Consider the following 13,820-nt stretch of genomic DNA (forward strand, 5'->3'; position numbering starts at 1 on the left):
CCTCTCAGCGCCGGAGCAGGCGCTCCACGGCATCGGAGAGGGCTCGCAGCGCCAGGGCGTCCGACTCCGCCTCCAGCGCCTCCCGGGCGGCGGACAGACACTCCGGCCCCGCCGAATCTCCCAGCACTCGCGCCGCCGCCGCGCGGACATCCCAGCGCGCATGACGCAGCAGGGACAGCGCCATCGTCACCCCGGCCGACGACTCCGCCCCCGCCACCAGCGCCGCCTTCACCACCTCCACGTCCGGATGGCCCGCGGCCTCCCGCAACACCCCGGGGCCCGCCGCTCCCATCCGCGCCAGGGCCCGCACCGCGGCCACCGCCAGCGCGCCATCCGCATCCCGCGTCAGGGCCACCAGGTCCGGCACCCGGTCCAACGCGCCGCAGTCCCCCGCCGCCTCCACCGCGGCCACCCGCACGGAGGGGTCCTCGTCCCTCAGGACCGGTGACAGCAGCGCGCCCGCGTCAGGTCCGCCCAGTCGTGCCAGGGCCCGCGTGCCCGCGATGCGCACCGGCACGGACTCATCCGCGAGCGCCGCGCGCACCAACTCCCGGCCGACGTCGCCATCCAGCTCACACGCCGCCACCACCGCCGCCGCGCGCCACCGAGGGTCCTCGTCTCGCGCCAGCCGCTTCAACGTGGGCAGGGCCGGCACGCCGCCCACGTGGGCCAGGGCGGCGACCGCCGCGGGCGTGGCCCTGCGCGCCACCGCGTCCTCCAACGCCTCCAGCACCGCCTGCCGGCACGACTCCGCCAGCCCGGTCAGGGAGCGCGTCGCCGCGCCCGCGAGGGATGGCTCTTCCAGCAGGGCGACGAGCGGCGACACCGCCGAGGCCGCGCCTGTCCTCCCCAAGGCACGCACCACCACCGCGCGAAGCTCGTCCTCCACCCACTCCAGCAACGCGCACAGCGGCGCCACCGCCGAGGCGTCGACCAGGTCCACCAGCGCTTCGGCTGCGGCGGCCCGCGCCGGCAGGGACAGGTCCGGCAGACGCTGAAGCAAGGTGCGCCCGCCGTCCGGCCCCAACCTGCCCAGCGTACGCAGCACCTCGCGCAGCAGCCGCGCCTCGCGCGCACACTCCGCCACGGGCACGGCCAGCGAAGCCTCGCCCAGCGAGGCCACCGCCACCAACGAGCCCGCGCACACCATGACGTCCTCGGACGCCAGCGCCTCGGTCAGTCGCGGCGTCAGACCGGGCAGGGGCAAGAGCGCCTTCCGCACCACCGCTTCGAGCGCCCCACGCCGCGCGTCCGCGGCACGCGCGGCCTGGGTCCCCAGCGCGGACAGCGCCGCCTCTCGCACCGAGCGCAACTCCGACGTGAGCCCCTGGCAGATGCGCACCGTCGCGTCCGCCTCCGGAAGGAGGCCCAGCATCCGATAGGCGCTCCGCTGAAGCCGAGGGTCCTCCAGCAAGGCCTTCACCACCGGCAGGGGCGCCGCATGCTGAAGCAGCGTCAACCCTTCCAGGGCGGACAGGCGAAGCAGCGGCTCCGGCTCGGCCAGCAGCGCCTCCAGCGCGGTGACGGCCTGCGCGCCGCCAATGCGCCCCAGCGCCTCCGCCGCGGACACACGCACGTTGAGGTCCGCGTCCGACAGCGAACGCACCAGGGGGCCCTCCGCGTCGCGCTGACCCAGTTGCCCAAGGATGTCCGCGGCGAACTTGCGTTGGTCCGGGTCCGGATGGGCCAGCAGGTCCACCAACGGGCCCAACGCGACACTGCCCAACCCCGCGAGCGCCTCCGCCGCCGCGTTCCGAGCCCCCGTCTCCCCTCGCTCCCCCAGCACGGAGATGAGCCGGGCCGCGAGCTCGCTCGAGGCGGGCATCCGCTTGAGGGCCTCCGCCGCGACGTGGCGCACGCGCCAGCTCTCGTCATGCAAACCGACGACGAGAATCTCCAGAACGCCCGCGGTGCACGGGTCCAGCGACTGGAGTGCGAGGTAGCGCGCCTCTTCCTCGACCGGGGGCTCGGAGTGGGGGCTCATGTGTCGAAGACCTGGTCAGACCCTGGCTGGAGGTAGAACCAGAGGGCGTAGGCCCCCAGGGCCGTGCCCAGCGGAACATTGGGAATGGCGAGGATGCCCAGCACCAGTGTCAGCGTCCTCGACCACGCTTTGCGATACAGCAGCCCGAAGCCGGTGATGACACCCGGCAACCCCAGCAGCGCCAGGCACCCGCCCACGCCCATGCCCATGGCAACAATCAGCGCCCGTTCCTCGGGCTTCGCGCCTGGCAACATCCCGCCCATCGCCCCGAAGAACAGCATCACTCCCACGGCGATGAGCACCGACAGCCCGTTGATGACGATGAAGAGGATGCCGAGGATTCTTCGGTGCTGCTCCAGTCCTTGATGGCCCACCTCAATCCCCCATGTGTGCGCCTACGTTGTGTTCCTTGAAGACTCGCGCTCCAACTCCACGCGCAGCAATGCCTTGAGGTCCAGCAGCAGCCGGAGCCGGTCCGGTGGTCCACAGACACCGACGACAAAGGGCGTGTGTCCCGCCACCCTCAGCGCGGGCGCGGGCTTGATGTCGCCGCGCCGCACGCGCAGCACCTCCGCTACCCGGTCCACCTTCACCGCCACGCGCCGCGTACCCAGCTTGCAGACCAGCAGCCGCGTCTTCGGCGTCTCCGGCCCCGGCGTGCCCAGGAGCCGGCACCGCAGGTCCACCACCGGCAGGATGAGGCCGCGCAGGTGGAGCACGCCCTCCACGAACGCCGGGGCGTGGGGGATGGGGGTGATGCGCTGGAGCGGGAGGATTTCCTCCACCCGCATGATGTCCAGCACGTACTCCTCGGCGCCGATGAAGAAGGCACAGAGTTGCACCACCGTGTCCGCGGCCGAGGACACTTCATCCGGGACCGCGTGGGGACGCCGCGACAGCAGGTTGACAGAGTCCTTCATGGGGCGAGCGCCTGTTCCGCGTCCAAGAGGATGTAGAGCATGGGGCCACGCCGGCCCATGCCCACCACGCAATCCCTGTCACCCACGCGCATCCCCGGTGGCGGCGCCTCCAGCATGGACGGCTTGAGCTTCACCACGCCCACCACGCCATCCACCCACACCCCCGCGGGCCCCGTCTCCGTGCGCAGCACGAGGATGCGAGCGCTCCGGGGCGGCGCCGGCGCGTCGGGCCCGGCGACCAGGGGCGCCCGCTCCGCCAGCCGCAGCCGCACCTTGACGTCGTATACGGGCAGCAGCTCACCGCGCAGGTTCATCACCCCCAGGAGTTGAGGCTCGGCGCGGGGAATCTCCGTCAGCGGCGGAACCTTGGAGATTTCACGCACCCCCCGGATGGGGACCGCGTAGCACTCCCCTTCCAGGCGAAAGGCCAGATACTCCTCGGGCACCTCTTCGGGGGCCGCGGGCAAGACACCGTCGCTGCCCGCCGCGAAGTCCTGGAGCCCGGAGACGTCCTCGTCAGGACGGTAGAAGAAGTCGTCGAGCAGTTCCGAGAACCGGGACACAGCGACGCAGGATAGCAGCCGGCGCGCCCGTTCGCAGCGAGGGTCAGGCGCGACGCCGCTCCACGGCCATGCCCTCTTCCAGGAGCGCCGCCACGTCCAGCACCAGGACGGTGCGCCGGTTGCCCAGTTCGGTGGCGCCGGAGATGCCCCGGACGGACTGGAGCCTGCCCCCCAGGGGCTTGGTGACGATGTCCTGCTGACCGTGCAATTCGTCCACGGCGATGCCCAGGCGCTCCTGGGCCAGGCCCACCACCACGACGAAGTGGCGACTCACCGGGCGCTCCGGCAAGGCGAACATGCGAGCCAGCCGCACGAAGGGCAACGTCTGTCCGCGCAGGTCCAGGACCTCGCGCCGCTCCACGGTGCGGATTTCCTTGGGCTGGACGGAGATGATTTCCAGCACGCTGTTGAGCGGCACCGCGTAGGTGCGGCCACTGACGCCCACCAGCAGCGCGCGAATGATGGCCAGTGTGACGGGGAGCGTGAGGTGGAAGGCGGTGCCCTTTCCGCGCTCGCTCCACACGTCGATGATGCCCGACAGGTTGCCCAGGTTGTTCTTCACCACGTCCAGGCCGACGCCCCGGCCGGAGAGCTCGGACACGCTGCGGGCGGTGGAGAAGCCGGGCTGGAAGATGAGGTTGAGCAGCTCCCTCCGGCTCATCTCCTGGGCCTGCGCGAAGGTGATGAGGCCGCGCGTGATGGCCACCTCGCGCACGCGCACCTCGTCGATACCAGAGCCGTCGTCACTCACCTCGATGACGACGTGGTTGCCCTTCTGCTCGGCGCGCAGGCCCACCACCGCGCGCCGGGGCTTGCCCGCGGCCAGACGGGCGTCGGGGGATTCGACGCCGTGGTCGATGGCGTTGCGGATGAGGTGCATCAGCGGGTCGCTGAGTTCCTCGACGATGAGCTTGTCCAGCTCCACCTCGCCGCCGCTGATGGCGAGCTCGATTTCCTTGCCCGCCTCGCGGGTGATGCGTCGCACCAACCGCGCCAGCTTGTCGAACACCTGGCCCACGGGGACCATCCGCGCTTCCAGGAGGCCTTCCTGGAGGGCTTCCAGCTTGCGCTCCAGGCCTCGCGTTTCGCGCGCCAGCTCCTGGCCGAACAGCTTGGAGAGCGCCACCGCGCCGTCCTGCCTCGCGGACTCCGCGAGCCGCTGGAGGTTGGCCTTGATGAGCAGCAGCTCGCCCACCATGTTGATGAGGCCATCCAGGCGCCCGATGTCCACCCGCACGGTCTGCGTCAGGGAGCGCAGCGACGTGTCCGCCGTCAGCGCCGCTGGGGTGCTCACGGGGGCGCCGGCCGGTGCCGCTGGGGCCACCGAGAGCCCCTTGGGTGATGCCTTGGCGGCGCCCTGGAGGTAGGCGACGACGGGCACACTGGAGGGGCCGGGCGCGGCAGTCGGTGAAGACGAGCCGCCGGCATTGGCAGGCACGTCGGCGTCCGACGTGGGCCATTCCAGGGGCCCAGGCTCCGTGTCTTCCGGTACGTGCGGAAGGAGCGGCTGCTGCGCCTCGGGAGGCATCGCGGCGGGCGTCGCGCGCCCCCCCTTCTTCTTGCCGCCGCCCTTGGGCGACGCCGAATGCCCCGCCGCGGGCAAAGCCTTGGCGTCCGTGGACGTCCCCCGGGAGCCGCGCGAGGGCGTTGCGCCCTTCCGCGACGCCTCTGGGGCCGCATCCGTCACGCGGATGGGCACATCAGGAGCCGCGACGCCCCCTGCCGCTGCGTCCTGAGCAGCGCCTGCGTCCCCATCCTGCGTCGCCGCGTCTCCAGGCCGCGTCTCCGACTTCGCGCCCCCGGACGCGCGAATCGTCGCGGCGGGTTGCGCGGCCTGAAGCAGCGCGCTCGTCGCAGCCGCCGCGGCCGGGCGCACCGTCAGCGCGGACAGCTCCGCGGGCGTCCCCTTCAGGCCCGTCTCCAGGGACACACGGTCGACCTGCGCACCGAAAATCAGGTCGAACGCGATGCCATGCGCGCCACCCGGCTGCGCGGACGGCAACGTGCTGATGACCTCGCCCAGCGGCTTGAGCCTCGCGTTGAGCTCCGCCAGTCCCTTGTCGAAGTCGGACAAATCAAAGGCGGCCCGCACGCGCCACAGCGACACACCCCGCCGCACGTTCTCCCGCAGCCGGTGTTCCTCGTACTCCGTGAAGACGGAGCGGACCTGCGCCTCCAGTTCCAAGCGGTCCAGCGGGTCGTCCGCAGCCACCTCCGCCGGAGCGCCCATCGACGCCATCCGCGCGGCCATCGCATCCACGCGGGCGGACAGGCTTTCGCTCTCCGCGCCGCGAGCGGCCTCGCCCAGCAGCGCCTGGAACGCATCCAGCGCTTCAATCAGCGCATCGAGGACCGCGCCGTCCAGCAGCAGCTTCCCCAGCCGAAGCCTGTCGAGCAGGTCCTCCGTCCCATGCGCCAACCGGGAGATGCGCTCCTGGCCGAACAGCCCCGACAACCCCTTGAGCGAATGCGCCGCGCGGAAGATGCCGTTGACCAGGTCCGGGTCCGCCTCGTAGCCCCGGCGCTCGTCGAGCACGAGCAGGTCCCTGGCCAGGGCGTCGAGAATCTCCGTCGCCTCGGCCACGAACTCGGCCAGCGCCTTGCTTACCGGACTCACGGCAGCTTCAGGTAGCGCCGCAGGAGCGCTTCGAGGCTCCCGGGGAGGAAGGGCTTGACCAGATACTCCGCGGCGCCCAGCGCGAGCCCGCGCTCGCGGTCCTGATCGCGCCCCTCCGTGGTGATGATGAAGAGCGGCACTTCGCGGTAGTTGGGGTTCTTCTTGACGAAGTTGATGAGCTCCAGCCCGTTGATGTCAGGCATGTTGATGTCGGTGATGATGAGCTCGAAGCGGTGACGCGGCAGCAGCTTCAGGGCCTCGAAGCCGCTCGAGGTCACCACCACCTCGACGCCCTCCACGGCCTCGACCATCGCGGCGATGTACTCGCGCGATGCTTTCGAGTCCTCGACAATCAACACCTTGACACGCATGTGCGCTCGCCCCGGGCGAGACATGCTAGCAGAAGGCCCGCCCGCCCGCCGAGCGTCAGCCCTTGCGTGCAGGCAGCGACTTGACGAGTCCCTTGTCCGCCAGGACGGCCACCCGTTCGCCCTTGAACGCGGGCAGGAAGCCCTTCTGGAAAGCCGCGGCCCGCGCGGCGTCCTCCACCTGGCCACCGGCGGGCACTTCCAGCGCCACGGACTCCACCCGGGCCTTGGACAGCACCCGTCCCGCTTCAGCCATCGCGTCGTTCAACGTGCCCGCGTCCAGTCGCTGACGCGCGCCCAGCCCCACGACGAAGATACGGGGCACCGCCAGCTTCCCGTCCGAGGGCAGCAGCAGCCAGTCATCCTTCGCGCCCGTGAAGAAGCCGGCCTTGAGCACCCGCGAGAGCGAGCCACACAGCCGCCAGTCCACGAAGCCCGCGGAGGACGGCAGGGGCCGGTCATCCTCGGCGATGAAGAGGCAGAGCGCGTCCACCCCGCCGAGCGTGTCCAGGCCCTCCAATCCGATGTCGTGCGTCGTCGTCTGGCTCACGGCGCGTCCCTCGCGGCTGGCGTCAGCGGCTCACGGCTTGTTCAAGGCGACCGCGACGCGGTCCAGGAGCCCGTTGACGAACGCGCTCGATTCTTCATTGCCGAAGTTCTTGCCCAGCTCCACCGCCTCGTTGATGGACACCTTGCGGGGGATGTCCGGGCGGTACTTCAGCTCGAAGATGCCCAGTCGCAGCACGTTCCGGTCGATGCGCGACATGCGGTCCAGGCGCCAGTTGTGGCTGTGGCGCTCAATGAGCTGGTCGATTTCGTCCCGATGGGACTGCACACCTTCCACCAGCTCCCGGGCGAACTTCACCGCGTCCGGGTCCCGCTTGTTGCTCTCCTCGGCGGCCGACCAGGCCGACTCCAGCGCCTCCGCCGTCGTCGCGGTGGCCATCTCCAACTGGTAGAGCGCCTGCAGCGCACGCTCACGTCCCGTTCTTCGCGCGCCCATGACCTACGCCTTCCTTCCGTCCGTCGCCGACATCTTCGCGTACAGATTGACCATCTCGATGCAGGCCAGTGTGGCCTCCGCTCCCTTGTTCCCCGCCTTCACGCCCGCCCGGTCGATGGCCTGTTCCACCGTGTCCGTCGTCAGCACGCCAAAAGTCACCGTCGTGGCCGGGGTGGCCGCCGCGGCCTCGAAGGCCACCGCGCCAATGCCCTTGGCGCACTCGCCGGCCACGTAGTCGAAGTGCGGCGTCCCGCCTCGGATGACGGCGCCCAGGGTGATGACGCCCACGTACTGCCGCGTCTCGGTCACGCGCCGGACCAGACCGGGCAGCTCATAGGTTCCGGGGCAGCGGTACACGTCGATGTCCGCGTCGGCCACGCCGTGGCGCACCAGCGTGTCCACGGCGCCCTTGGCCAGCTCCTCGGTGATGAAGCCGTTGAAGCGGGCCACGCAGATGGCGAAGCGGCCCTTGGGGGGTAGAAAGTCACCGTCGAAGTAGCGAGGCATGCCGCGCTTCCTACACCACCCCGGGGCCCGGCGTCGCCTGCTACGGCGTGCCAAACCCCGCAGCCGCGATGGCCGCCGCCGTCAGCCCGCCACCTCCCCCGGGAGCCCCCTGGCCCCGCTGGAGCGCGAACAGCCGCGCCACGTACTTCCCTATCTGGTCCGCCTCCAGGTTCACCTTCGACCCCACGCCCCGCGCCTTCAAGGTGGTGCGCTCCTGCGTCTCCGGGATGAGCTGCACCCGGAACCGGTCCGCCTCCACCGTGTTGACGGTGAGGCTGATGCCGTCGATGGCCACCGAGCCCTTCTCGATGAAGTACGGCGCCAGCTCCTCCGGCAGCCGGAACCCCATCACCCAGGAGCCTCCCTCCGGGTACGTCTCCAGCACCTCACTGACGGCGTCCACGTGGCCAGAGACCAGGTGCCCGCCCAGCCGGTCCCCCAGCGCCAGGGCCCGCTCCAGGTTCACCTGGTCTCCGGGCTTCACGGAGCCGAGCGTCGTCCGGCGCAGCGTCTCCGGCGCGGCCTGCACGCGGAAGCTGTCGCCGGTGCGCTCCACCACCGTGAGGCAGGCGCCGTTGACGGCAATCGACTCGCCCAGCTCGAAGGCCGCCGCGCCCAGCGCGGTGTGAATCCACAGGTCGGTCATCCCGCCGGGAATGACGCGCTCCACCCTGCCAAGGTCCTGAATGAGGCCGGTAAACATGGGGCCGCTTATAACGGACCGGCCCCGCCTGCGCCCACGGCCGCTCGTGTCCTACAACAGCGCCTGGAGCAGGATGTCGTCGCCGTGGCGTTCAAAGGCGAGGTCCTTCACCGCCAGGGCCTGGGCCATCTCCTTCACGCCCAGGTCGCCGGCCCACGACAGGCCCGGGCTGCCAATCAGCTTGGGCGCCAGGAACAGCGCCAGCGAATCCGCGAGGCGCCCACGCAGGAAGGAGCCGTACATCTCCGCGCCGCCCTCCACCATGACGTGGTTGTGGCCGCCCTTCGCCAGCCGCCGCAGCAGGGCCTTGAGGTCCACCTGCCCTGCCTTCTCGCGGAGCTGCCAGACGTCGACGCCCTGGGCCAGGAAGCGCCGCGCCTTGCGGCCCTCCGGGTCCTCCAGCGTGGCCACCACGGTGCGCGCGGGGCTGCGCTGCGTGAAGAGGGTGTAGCCCGGGGAAAGGCGCAGGTGGCTGTCCACCACCACGCGCAGCGGGTCCTTCCCACCGCCTCCAGGCAGCCGCGTGGTCAGCTTCGGGTCGTCCTTCCGGACGGTGTTGGCCCCCACCAGGATGACGTCCACCGAGTCCCGCAGCCGGTGGACCCAGGCGCGCGCCGGCGCCCCCGTCACCCAGCGCGAGTCACCGGTCGCGGTGGCCAGCTTCCCGTCCAGCGTCACCGCCGCCTTGAGCGTCACCCAGGGCAGGCCCGTGCGGATCATCTTGAAGAAGGGCCGGTTGAGGCGGTCCGCATCCTCCGCGAGCACGCCCGTGAGGACCTTGAGCCCGGCGCGCCGCATCCGCGCCACGCCCTTGCCACTCACCTTCGGGTTGGGGTCCGCCGACGCGCAGATGACGCGCCGGACGCCCGCCTCGATGATGGCCATGCTGCACGGCGGGGTACGCCCGTAGTGGTCGCACGGCTCCAGCGTGGTGTAGAGGTCCGCGCCCTTGGCGCGCGCACCGGCCGCCTCCAGCGCGACGACCTCCGCGTGCGCGCTGCCCGCCTTCTTGTGGTAGCCGCGGGCGATGATGCGCCCGCCCTTCACCAGCACCGCGCCCACGACGGGGTTGGGGCTGGTGCGGCCCAGGCCCTTGGCGGCTTCCTCCAGCGCGATGCGCATGAAGAACTCAGCCACCGCCCGGTCGAAGTCCGCTGCTCGCTTCGCCCGGGGCGCCCGTGTCGCTTCCAACCTTGCCCGTGTCAACAGCCGCATGTGCTTTCTCTAACCGCCCTTGTCCACCGGTGCCGAGGGAGGCGACTGGCGCTGCTCGCGCGCCTCCGCCTCGCGCAGGGCCTTCAGCTCGTCCATGAACTCCGCGATGTCGCGGAAGCTGCGGTACACGGACGCGAAGCGGACATAGGCCACCTCGTCCAGCTGCCGCAGCCGGCGCATGATCTCCTCGCCGATGACGGACGAGGGCACTTCCTTCTCGCCCATGCCCTGCAGCTGCCGCTCGATGGCGACCACCGTCTCCTCGAGCTGATCCGCCGACACGGGCCGCTTCTCACACGCCTTCTTCAGCCCGTTGACGATCTTCTCCCGGTCGAACGCCTCGCGCCGCCCGTCCTTCTTCACGATGAGCGGGTAGAGCTCCTCCACCCGCTCATACGTGGTGAAGCGGCGCTTGCAGGTCAGGCACTCGCGGCGCCGCCGGATGACGGAGCCCTCGTGTGACTCACGGGAGTCGATGACCTTGTTCTCGGCGTCCTGACAGAAGGGGCAGCGCATGGAAGGGTACAGCCCGCGAATCTACTTCAACCGCGAGGCGTAGAGCGGGAACCCCTGCGAAAGCTCCTTCACCTGCCCCTTGATGCGGGCCAGCGCGGCGTCGTCCTGCGCGGCGTCCAACGCCTCGCCGATGAGCCGCCCCACCACCGCCATCTCCGCCTCGCGCATGCCGCGCGTGGTGATGGCCGGCGTGCCCACCCGGATGCCGGACGTGGTCATCGGCTTCTCCGGGTCGAACGGAATCATGTTCTTGTTCACGGTGATGCCGGCCTTGTCCAGCACCGCTTCGGCCACCTTGCCCGTGAGCTTCTTGGGGCGCAGGTCCACCAGCATCAGGTGGTTGTCCGTGCCACCGGACGTCAGCCGCAGGCCCGCGCGCTGGAGCGCCTCCGCCAGCGCCTTCGCGTTGGCGACAAGCTGCCGCTGGTACGCCTTGAACTCCGGCGACAGCGCCTCCTTGAAGGCCACCGCCTTGCCGGCGATGACGTGCATCAGCGGGCCGCCCTGGATGCCGGGGAAGATCTGGCTGTTGATGGCCTTGGCGTAGGGCTCGCGGCTCAGCACCAGGCCACCACGCGGACCGCGCAGCGTCTTGTGCGTGGTGCTGGTGACGATGTCCGCCACCGGCACCGGCGAGGGGTGCACGCCCGCGGCCACCAGGCCGGCGATGTGCGCCATGTCCACCAGCATCGCCGCGCCCACCGCGTCGGCGATCTCACGGAACTTCGCGAAGTCCAGCGTGCGCGGGTACGCACTGGCGCCCACGACGATGACCTTCGGCTTGTGCTCCTTGGCCAGTGACTCCACCTGCGCGAAGTCGATGGTCTCCGTGTCACGCGTCAGGCCGTAGTGGACGACCTTGTAGAGCTTGCCGGAGAAGTTGAACGTGGCGCCGTGGGTGAGGTGGCCGCCGGAGTTGAGGTCCAGCGACAGCATGGTGTCGCCCGGCTTCATCAGCGCCATGAAGGCGCCCATGTTGGCCTGGCTGCCGGAGTGCGCCTGCACGTTGACCGCGTCCGCGCCGAACAGGTCCTTGGCGCGGGCGATGGCCAGGTTCTCCGCCACGTCCACCACCTCGCAGCCGCCGTAGTAGCGCTTGCCGGGGTAGCCTTCCGCGTACTTGTTGGTGAGCACCGAGCCCACCGCCTCCATCACCGCCGGAGAGACGAAGTTCTCCGAAGCGATGAGCTCCAGCCCTTCCTCCTGGCGCTGGGTCTCCTCGCGGAGGACGCGGGCAATCTCCGGGTCCACTTCGGCCAGCGTACGGATGTTCTCCATGGCGGACTCCCTCGAACGACGGGTACGGCGGGGCCGTTAGCCCTGGGACTCGGCCTCGCGAATCATCTGGACGCGCCGCTCGTGGCGGCCGCCTTCGAAAGCAGTGCTGAGGAACGCCTCCAGGATGGCGCGGCCCACGCCGGCCCCCACCACGCGCTGGCCCAGGCACAGCACGTTGGCGTCATTGTGGGCCCGGGCCATCCGGGCCTCGAACTCCGTGGTGCACAGGGCCGCCCGGATGCCCTTGTGCTTGTTGGCGACGATGCTCATGCCAATGCCGGTGCCACACACCAGCACGCCCAGCGTGGCCTCCCCGGACGCCACGGCGCGGGACACCCGCGCGGCGAAGTCCGGATAGTCCACCGAGTCCCGCGTGACGGGACCCACGTCTTCGTGGGCCACGCCCCGCGCGGTGAGCGCGGCCACCAGTTCCTGCCGGAGCTCCAGGCCCGCGTGGTCTGAAGCGAGGATGACTTTCACGCGGGTTTCTCCTGGGACGGCTAGAAGCGCTTGAACACCAGCACGGCGTTGGTGCCGCCGAAGCCAAACGAGTTGCTCATCACCGCGTCCACCCGGGCCTCACGCGCCTGGTTGGGCACGTAGTCCAGGTCGCAGTCCGGATCAGGCGTCGTCTGGTTGATGGTGGGCGGCAGGATGTTCCGCGCCAGCGCCAGCGCGCTGACCACGCCCTCGAAGCCGCCCGCCGCGCCGAGCATGTGGCCCGTCATCGACTTGGTCGACGACACGGCGAGCTTCCGCGCGTGGTCGCCGAACACCGTCTTGATGGCCTTGGTCTCGTTCGCATCGTTGAACGGCGTCGAGGTGCCGTGAGCGTTGATGTAGCCCACGTCCTCCGGGTTCATCCCCGCGGACTGGAGCGCCAGCCGCATGCAGCGCGCCGCGCCCTCGCCTTCCGGCGCCGGCTGGGTGACGTGGTACGCGTCCGAGTTGGCACCGTACCCCACCACCTCCGCCAGGATGTTGGCGCCGCGCTTCTTCGCGGCCTCCATCTCCTCCAGCACCAGGATGCCCGCGCCCTCGCCCATGACGAAGCCGTCACGGTCCTTGTCGAAGGGACGGCTGGCCCCGGCCGGATCATCATTGCGCGTGGACAGCGCCTTCATCACCGAGAAGCCACCCAGCCCCAGCGGGGTGATGGCCGCCTCGGCGCCGCCGGCGATGACCGCGTCCGTCTCACCCAGGCGGATGGACTTCCAGGCCTCGCCAATGGCGTGGGCACTGGTGGCGCACGCGGACACCGGCGCCCAGTTCGGCCCCTTGCAGTTGTACCGCATGGAGATGAGGCCGGGCGCCATGTTGATGATCATCTGGATGATGAAGAAGGGCGACAACCGGTCGAACCCCTTCTCCAACCCCTTGCGGTGCTGCTCTTCCAGCGAAGAGATACCGCCGATGCCCGAGCCGACGATGACGCCGACCTTCTCCGGCATGTAGCCGTGCGGCGCATCCGGGCCAATGGGAATGCCCGACTCCGTCACGGCCATCTGCGCGGCAGCCAATGCGAACTGCGCATACAGGTCCATCCGGCGCACTTCGCGCTTTTCGATGAACGCCTCGGGCTCGAAGTCCTTCACCTCGCCCGCGATGCGCGTGTCGATTTTGCCAACGTCAAAGCGCGTGACCTGGGCAATACCCGACTTGCCGGCGATCAACGCCTGCCAGTTCTTCTCGGTTCCGGTTCCCAGAGCCGAAACAAGCCCGGTTCCGGTGACGACGACTCGACGTTGTGACACGGTCCTCTCCGGTGGCGCCTGGGACACCGGGGACGCCGCGCATCACGCGGCGCCGCCCCGCACCCCGGCACGCCGTGGTGCTACCTACTTCTTGTGGGTGTTGATGTAGTTGGTGGCGTCGGCGACGGTCTTGATGTTCTCCGCCTCTTCGTCGGGAATCTCGACCTCGAACTCCTCTTCCATCGCCATGACGAGCTCCACGATGTCGAGGCTGTCCGCGCCCAGGTCCTCGATGAAGGAGGACTCCGGCTTGATCTCATCCTCTCCGACACCGAGCTGGTCGGCGATGATGGACTTGACCTTGGCCTCAATGGTTGACGTCGACATAAGTGTAGAACCCTCCAGGAACCAGATGTGGCCCGGCTGGCTTCCCGGACCATGTCGAAAGCGGG

The 13,820-nt window shown here is 70.1% G+C and carries 16 protein-coding genes; all 16 read right to left on the minus strand.

Going from position 1 to position 13,820, the window contains the following annotated elements:
• Positions 1-4: 4 nt before the first annotated feature.
• The 16 genes from BLU09_RS35100 to acpP all read right to left on the minus strand — a co-directional run bounded on the left by BLU09_RS35100 (position 5) and on the right by acpP (position 13,755).
• On the minus strand, positions 5-1,984 hold the full coding sequence (locus tag BLU09_RS35100; protein WP_090495511.1) for a HEAT repeat domain-containing protein: 1,980 nt from the start codon (positions 1,982-1,984) through the stop codon (positions 5-7).
• On the minus strand, positions 1,981-2,358 hold the full coding sequence (locus tag BLU09_RS35105) for a hypothetical protein (protein WP_090495512.1): 378 nt from the start codon (positions 2,356-2,358) through the stop codon (positions 1,981-1,983). The genes BLU09_RS35100 and BLU09_RS35105 overlap by 4 nt, the downstream gene beginning before the upstream one ends.
• Positions 2,359-2,379: 21 nt before the next feature.
• On the minus strand, positions 2,380-2,904 hold the full coding sequence (locus BLU09_RS35110) for a chemotaxis protein CheW (protein ID WP_090495513.1): 525 nt from the start codon (positions 2,902-2,904) through the stop codon (positions 2,380-2,382).
• On the minus strand, positions 2,901-3,467 hold the full coding sequence (locus BLU09_RS35115) for a chemotaxis protein CheW (RefSeq protein ID WP_090495514.1): 567 nt from the start codon (positions 3,465-3,467) through the stop codon (positions 2,901-2,903). Before BLU09_RS35115 ends, BLU09_RS35110 begins: the two co-directional genes overlap by 4 nt.
• Before the next feature lie 43 nt (positions 3,468-3,510).
• The gene (locus BLU09_RS35120; RefSeq protein WP_090495515.1) at positions 3,511-6,084 is read right to left on the minus strand and encodes a chemotaxis protein CheA; all 2,574 of its coding nucleotides are present in this window, start codon (positions 6,082-6,084) and stop codon (positions 3,511-3,513) included.
• Positions 6,081-6,455, minus strand: a complete 375-nt coding sequence (locus BLU09_RS35125) for a response regulator (RefSeq protein WP_011554746.1) — start codon at positions 6,453-6,455, stop codon at positions 6,081-6,083. Before BLU09_RS35125 ends, BLU09_RS35120 begins: the two co-directional genes overlap by 4 nt.
• A 55-nt stretch (positions 6,456-6,510) precedes the next feature.
• Positions 6,511-7,002 carry a M17 family peptidase N-terminal domain-containing protein gene (locus BLU09_RS35130; RefSeq protein WP_090495516.1) on the minus strand — a complete coding sequence of 164 codons (492 nt, stop codon included), beginning with the start codon at positions 7,000-7,002 and terminating at the stop codon, positions 6,511-6,513.
• A 30-nt stretch (positions 7,003-7,032) separates the two neighbouring features.
• On the minus strand, positions 7,033-7,455 hold the full coding sequence (nusB, locus tag BLU09_RS35135) for a transcription antitermination factor NusB (protein ID WP_011554748.1): 423 nt from the start codon (positions 7,453-7,455) through the stop codon (positions 7,033-7,035).
• 3 nt (positions 7,456-7,458) lie between these two features.
• Positions 7,459-7,962, minus strand: coding sequence for a 6,7-dimethyl-8-ribityllumazine synthase (gene ribH, locus BLU09_RS35140; RefSeq protein ID WP_020478482.1), 504 nt, complete (start codon positions 7,960-7,962; stop codon positions 7,459-7,461).
• A gap of 40 nt (positions 7,963-8,002) precedes the next feature.
• Positions 8,003-8,665, minus strand: a complete 663-nt coding sequence (locus tag BLU09_RS35145; RefSeq protein ID WP_090495517.1) for a riboflavin synthase — start codon at positions 8,663-8,665, stop codon at positions 8,003-8,005.
• Between the two features lie 51 nt (positions 8,666-8,716).
• A complete protein-coding gene (gene ribD / locus BLU09_RS35150; RefSeq protein ID WP_090495518.1) occupies positions 8,717-9,880 on the minus strand; it encodes a bifunctional diaminohydroxyphosphoribosylaminopyrimidine deaminase/5-amino-6-(5-phosphoribosylamino)uracil reductase RibD in 1,164 nt (387 codons plus the stop codon).
• Positions 9,881-9,889: 9 nt separating this feature from the next.
• Positions 9,890-10,396 (minus strand): transcriptional regulator NrdR, encoded by a 507-nt coding sequence (nrdR, locus tag BLU09_RS35155; RefSeq protein WP_090495519.1) that lies wholly within the window; start codon positions 10,394-10,396, stop codon positions 9,890-9,892.
• 21 nt (positions 10,397-10,417) lie between these two features.
• Positions 10,418-11,674: a serine hydroxymethyltransferase gene (gene glyA / locus BLU09_RS35160; protein WP_090495520.1), complete on the minus strand. Its 1,257-nt coding sequence runs from the start codon at positions 11,672-11,674 to the stop codon at positions 10,418-10,420.
• A 36-nt stretch (positions 11,675-11,710) separates the two neighbouring features.
• Entirely contained in the window at positions 11,711-12,154 is a 444-nt protein-coding gene (gene rpiB / locus BLU09_RS35165) for a ribose 5-phosphate isomerase B (RefSeq protein ID WP_090495521.1), read from the minus strand.
• 20 nt (positions 12,155-12,174) lie between these two features.
• On the minus strand, positions 12,175-13,428 hold the full coding sequence (gene fabF, locus BLU09_RS35170) for a beta-ketoacyl-ACP synthase II (RefSeq protein WP_090495522.1): 1,254 nt from the start codon (positions 13,426-13,428) through the stop codon (positions 12,175-12,177).
• 84 nt (positions 13,429-13,512) lie between these two features.
• Positions 13,513-13,755 (minus strand): acyl carrier protein, encoded by a 243-nt coding sequence (gene acpP / locus BLU09_RS35175; protein WP_090495523.1) that lies wholly within the window; start codon positions 13,753-13,755, stop codon positions 13,513-13,515.
• Positions 13,756-13,820 lie beyond the last annotated feature (65 nt).

It is taken from the genome of Myxococcus virescens (genome assembly GCF_900101905.1).
In the GTDB taxonomy this organism is placed as follows: domain Bacteria; phylum Myxococcota; class Myxococcia; order Myxococcales; family Myxococcaceae; genus Myxococcus; species Myxococcus virescens.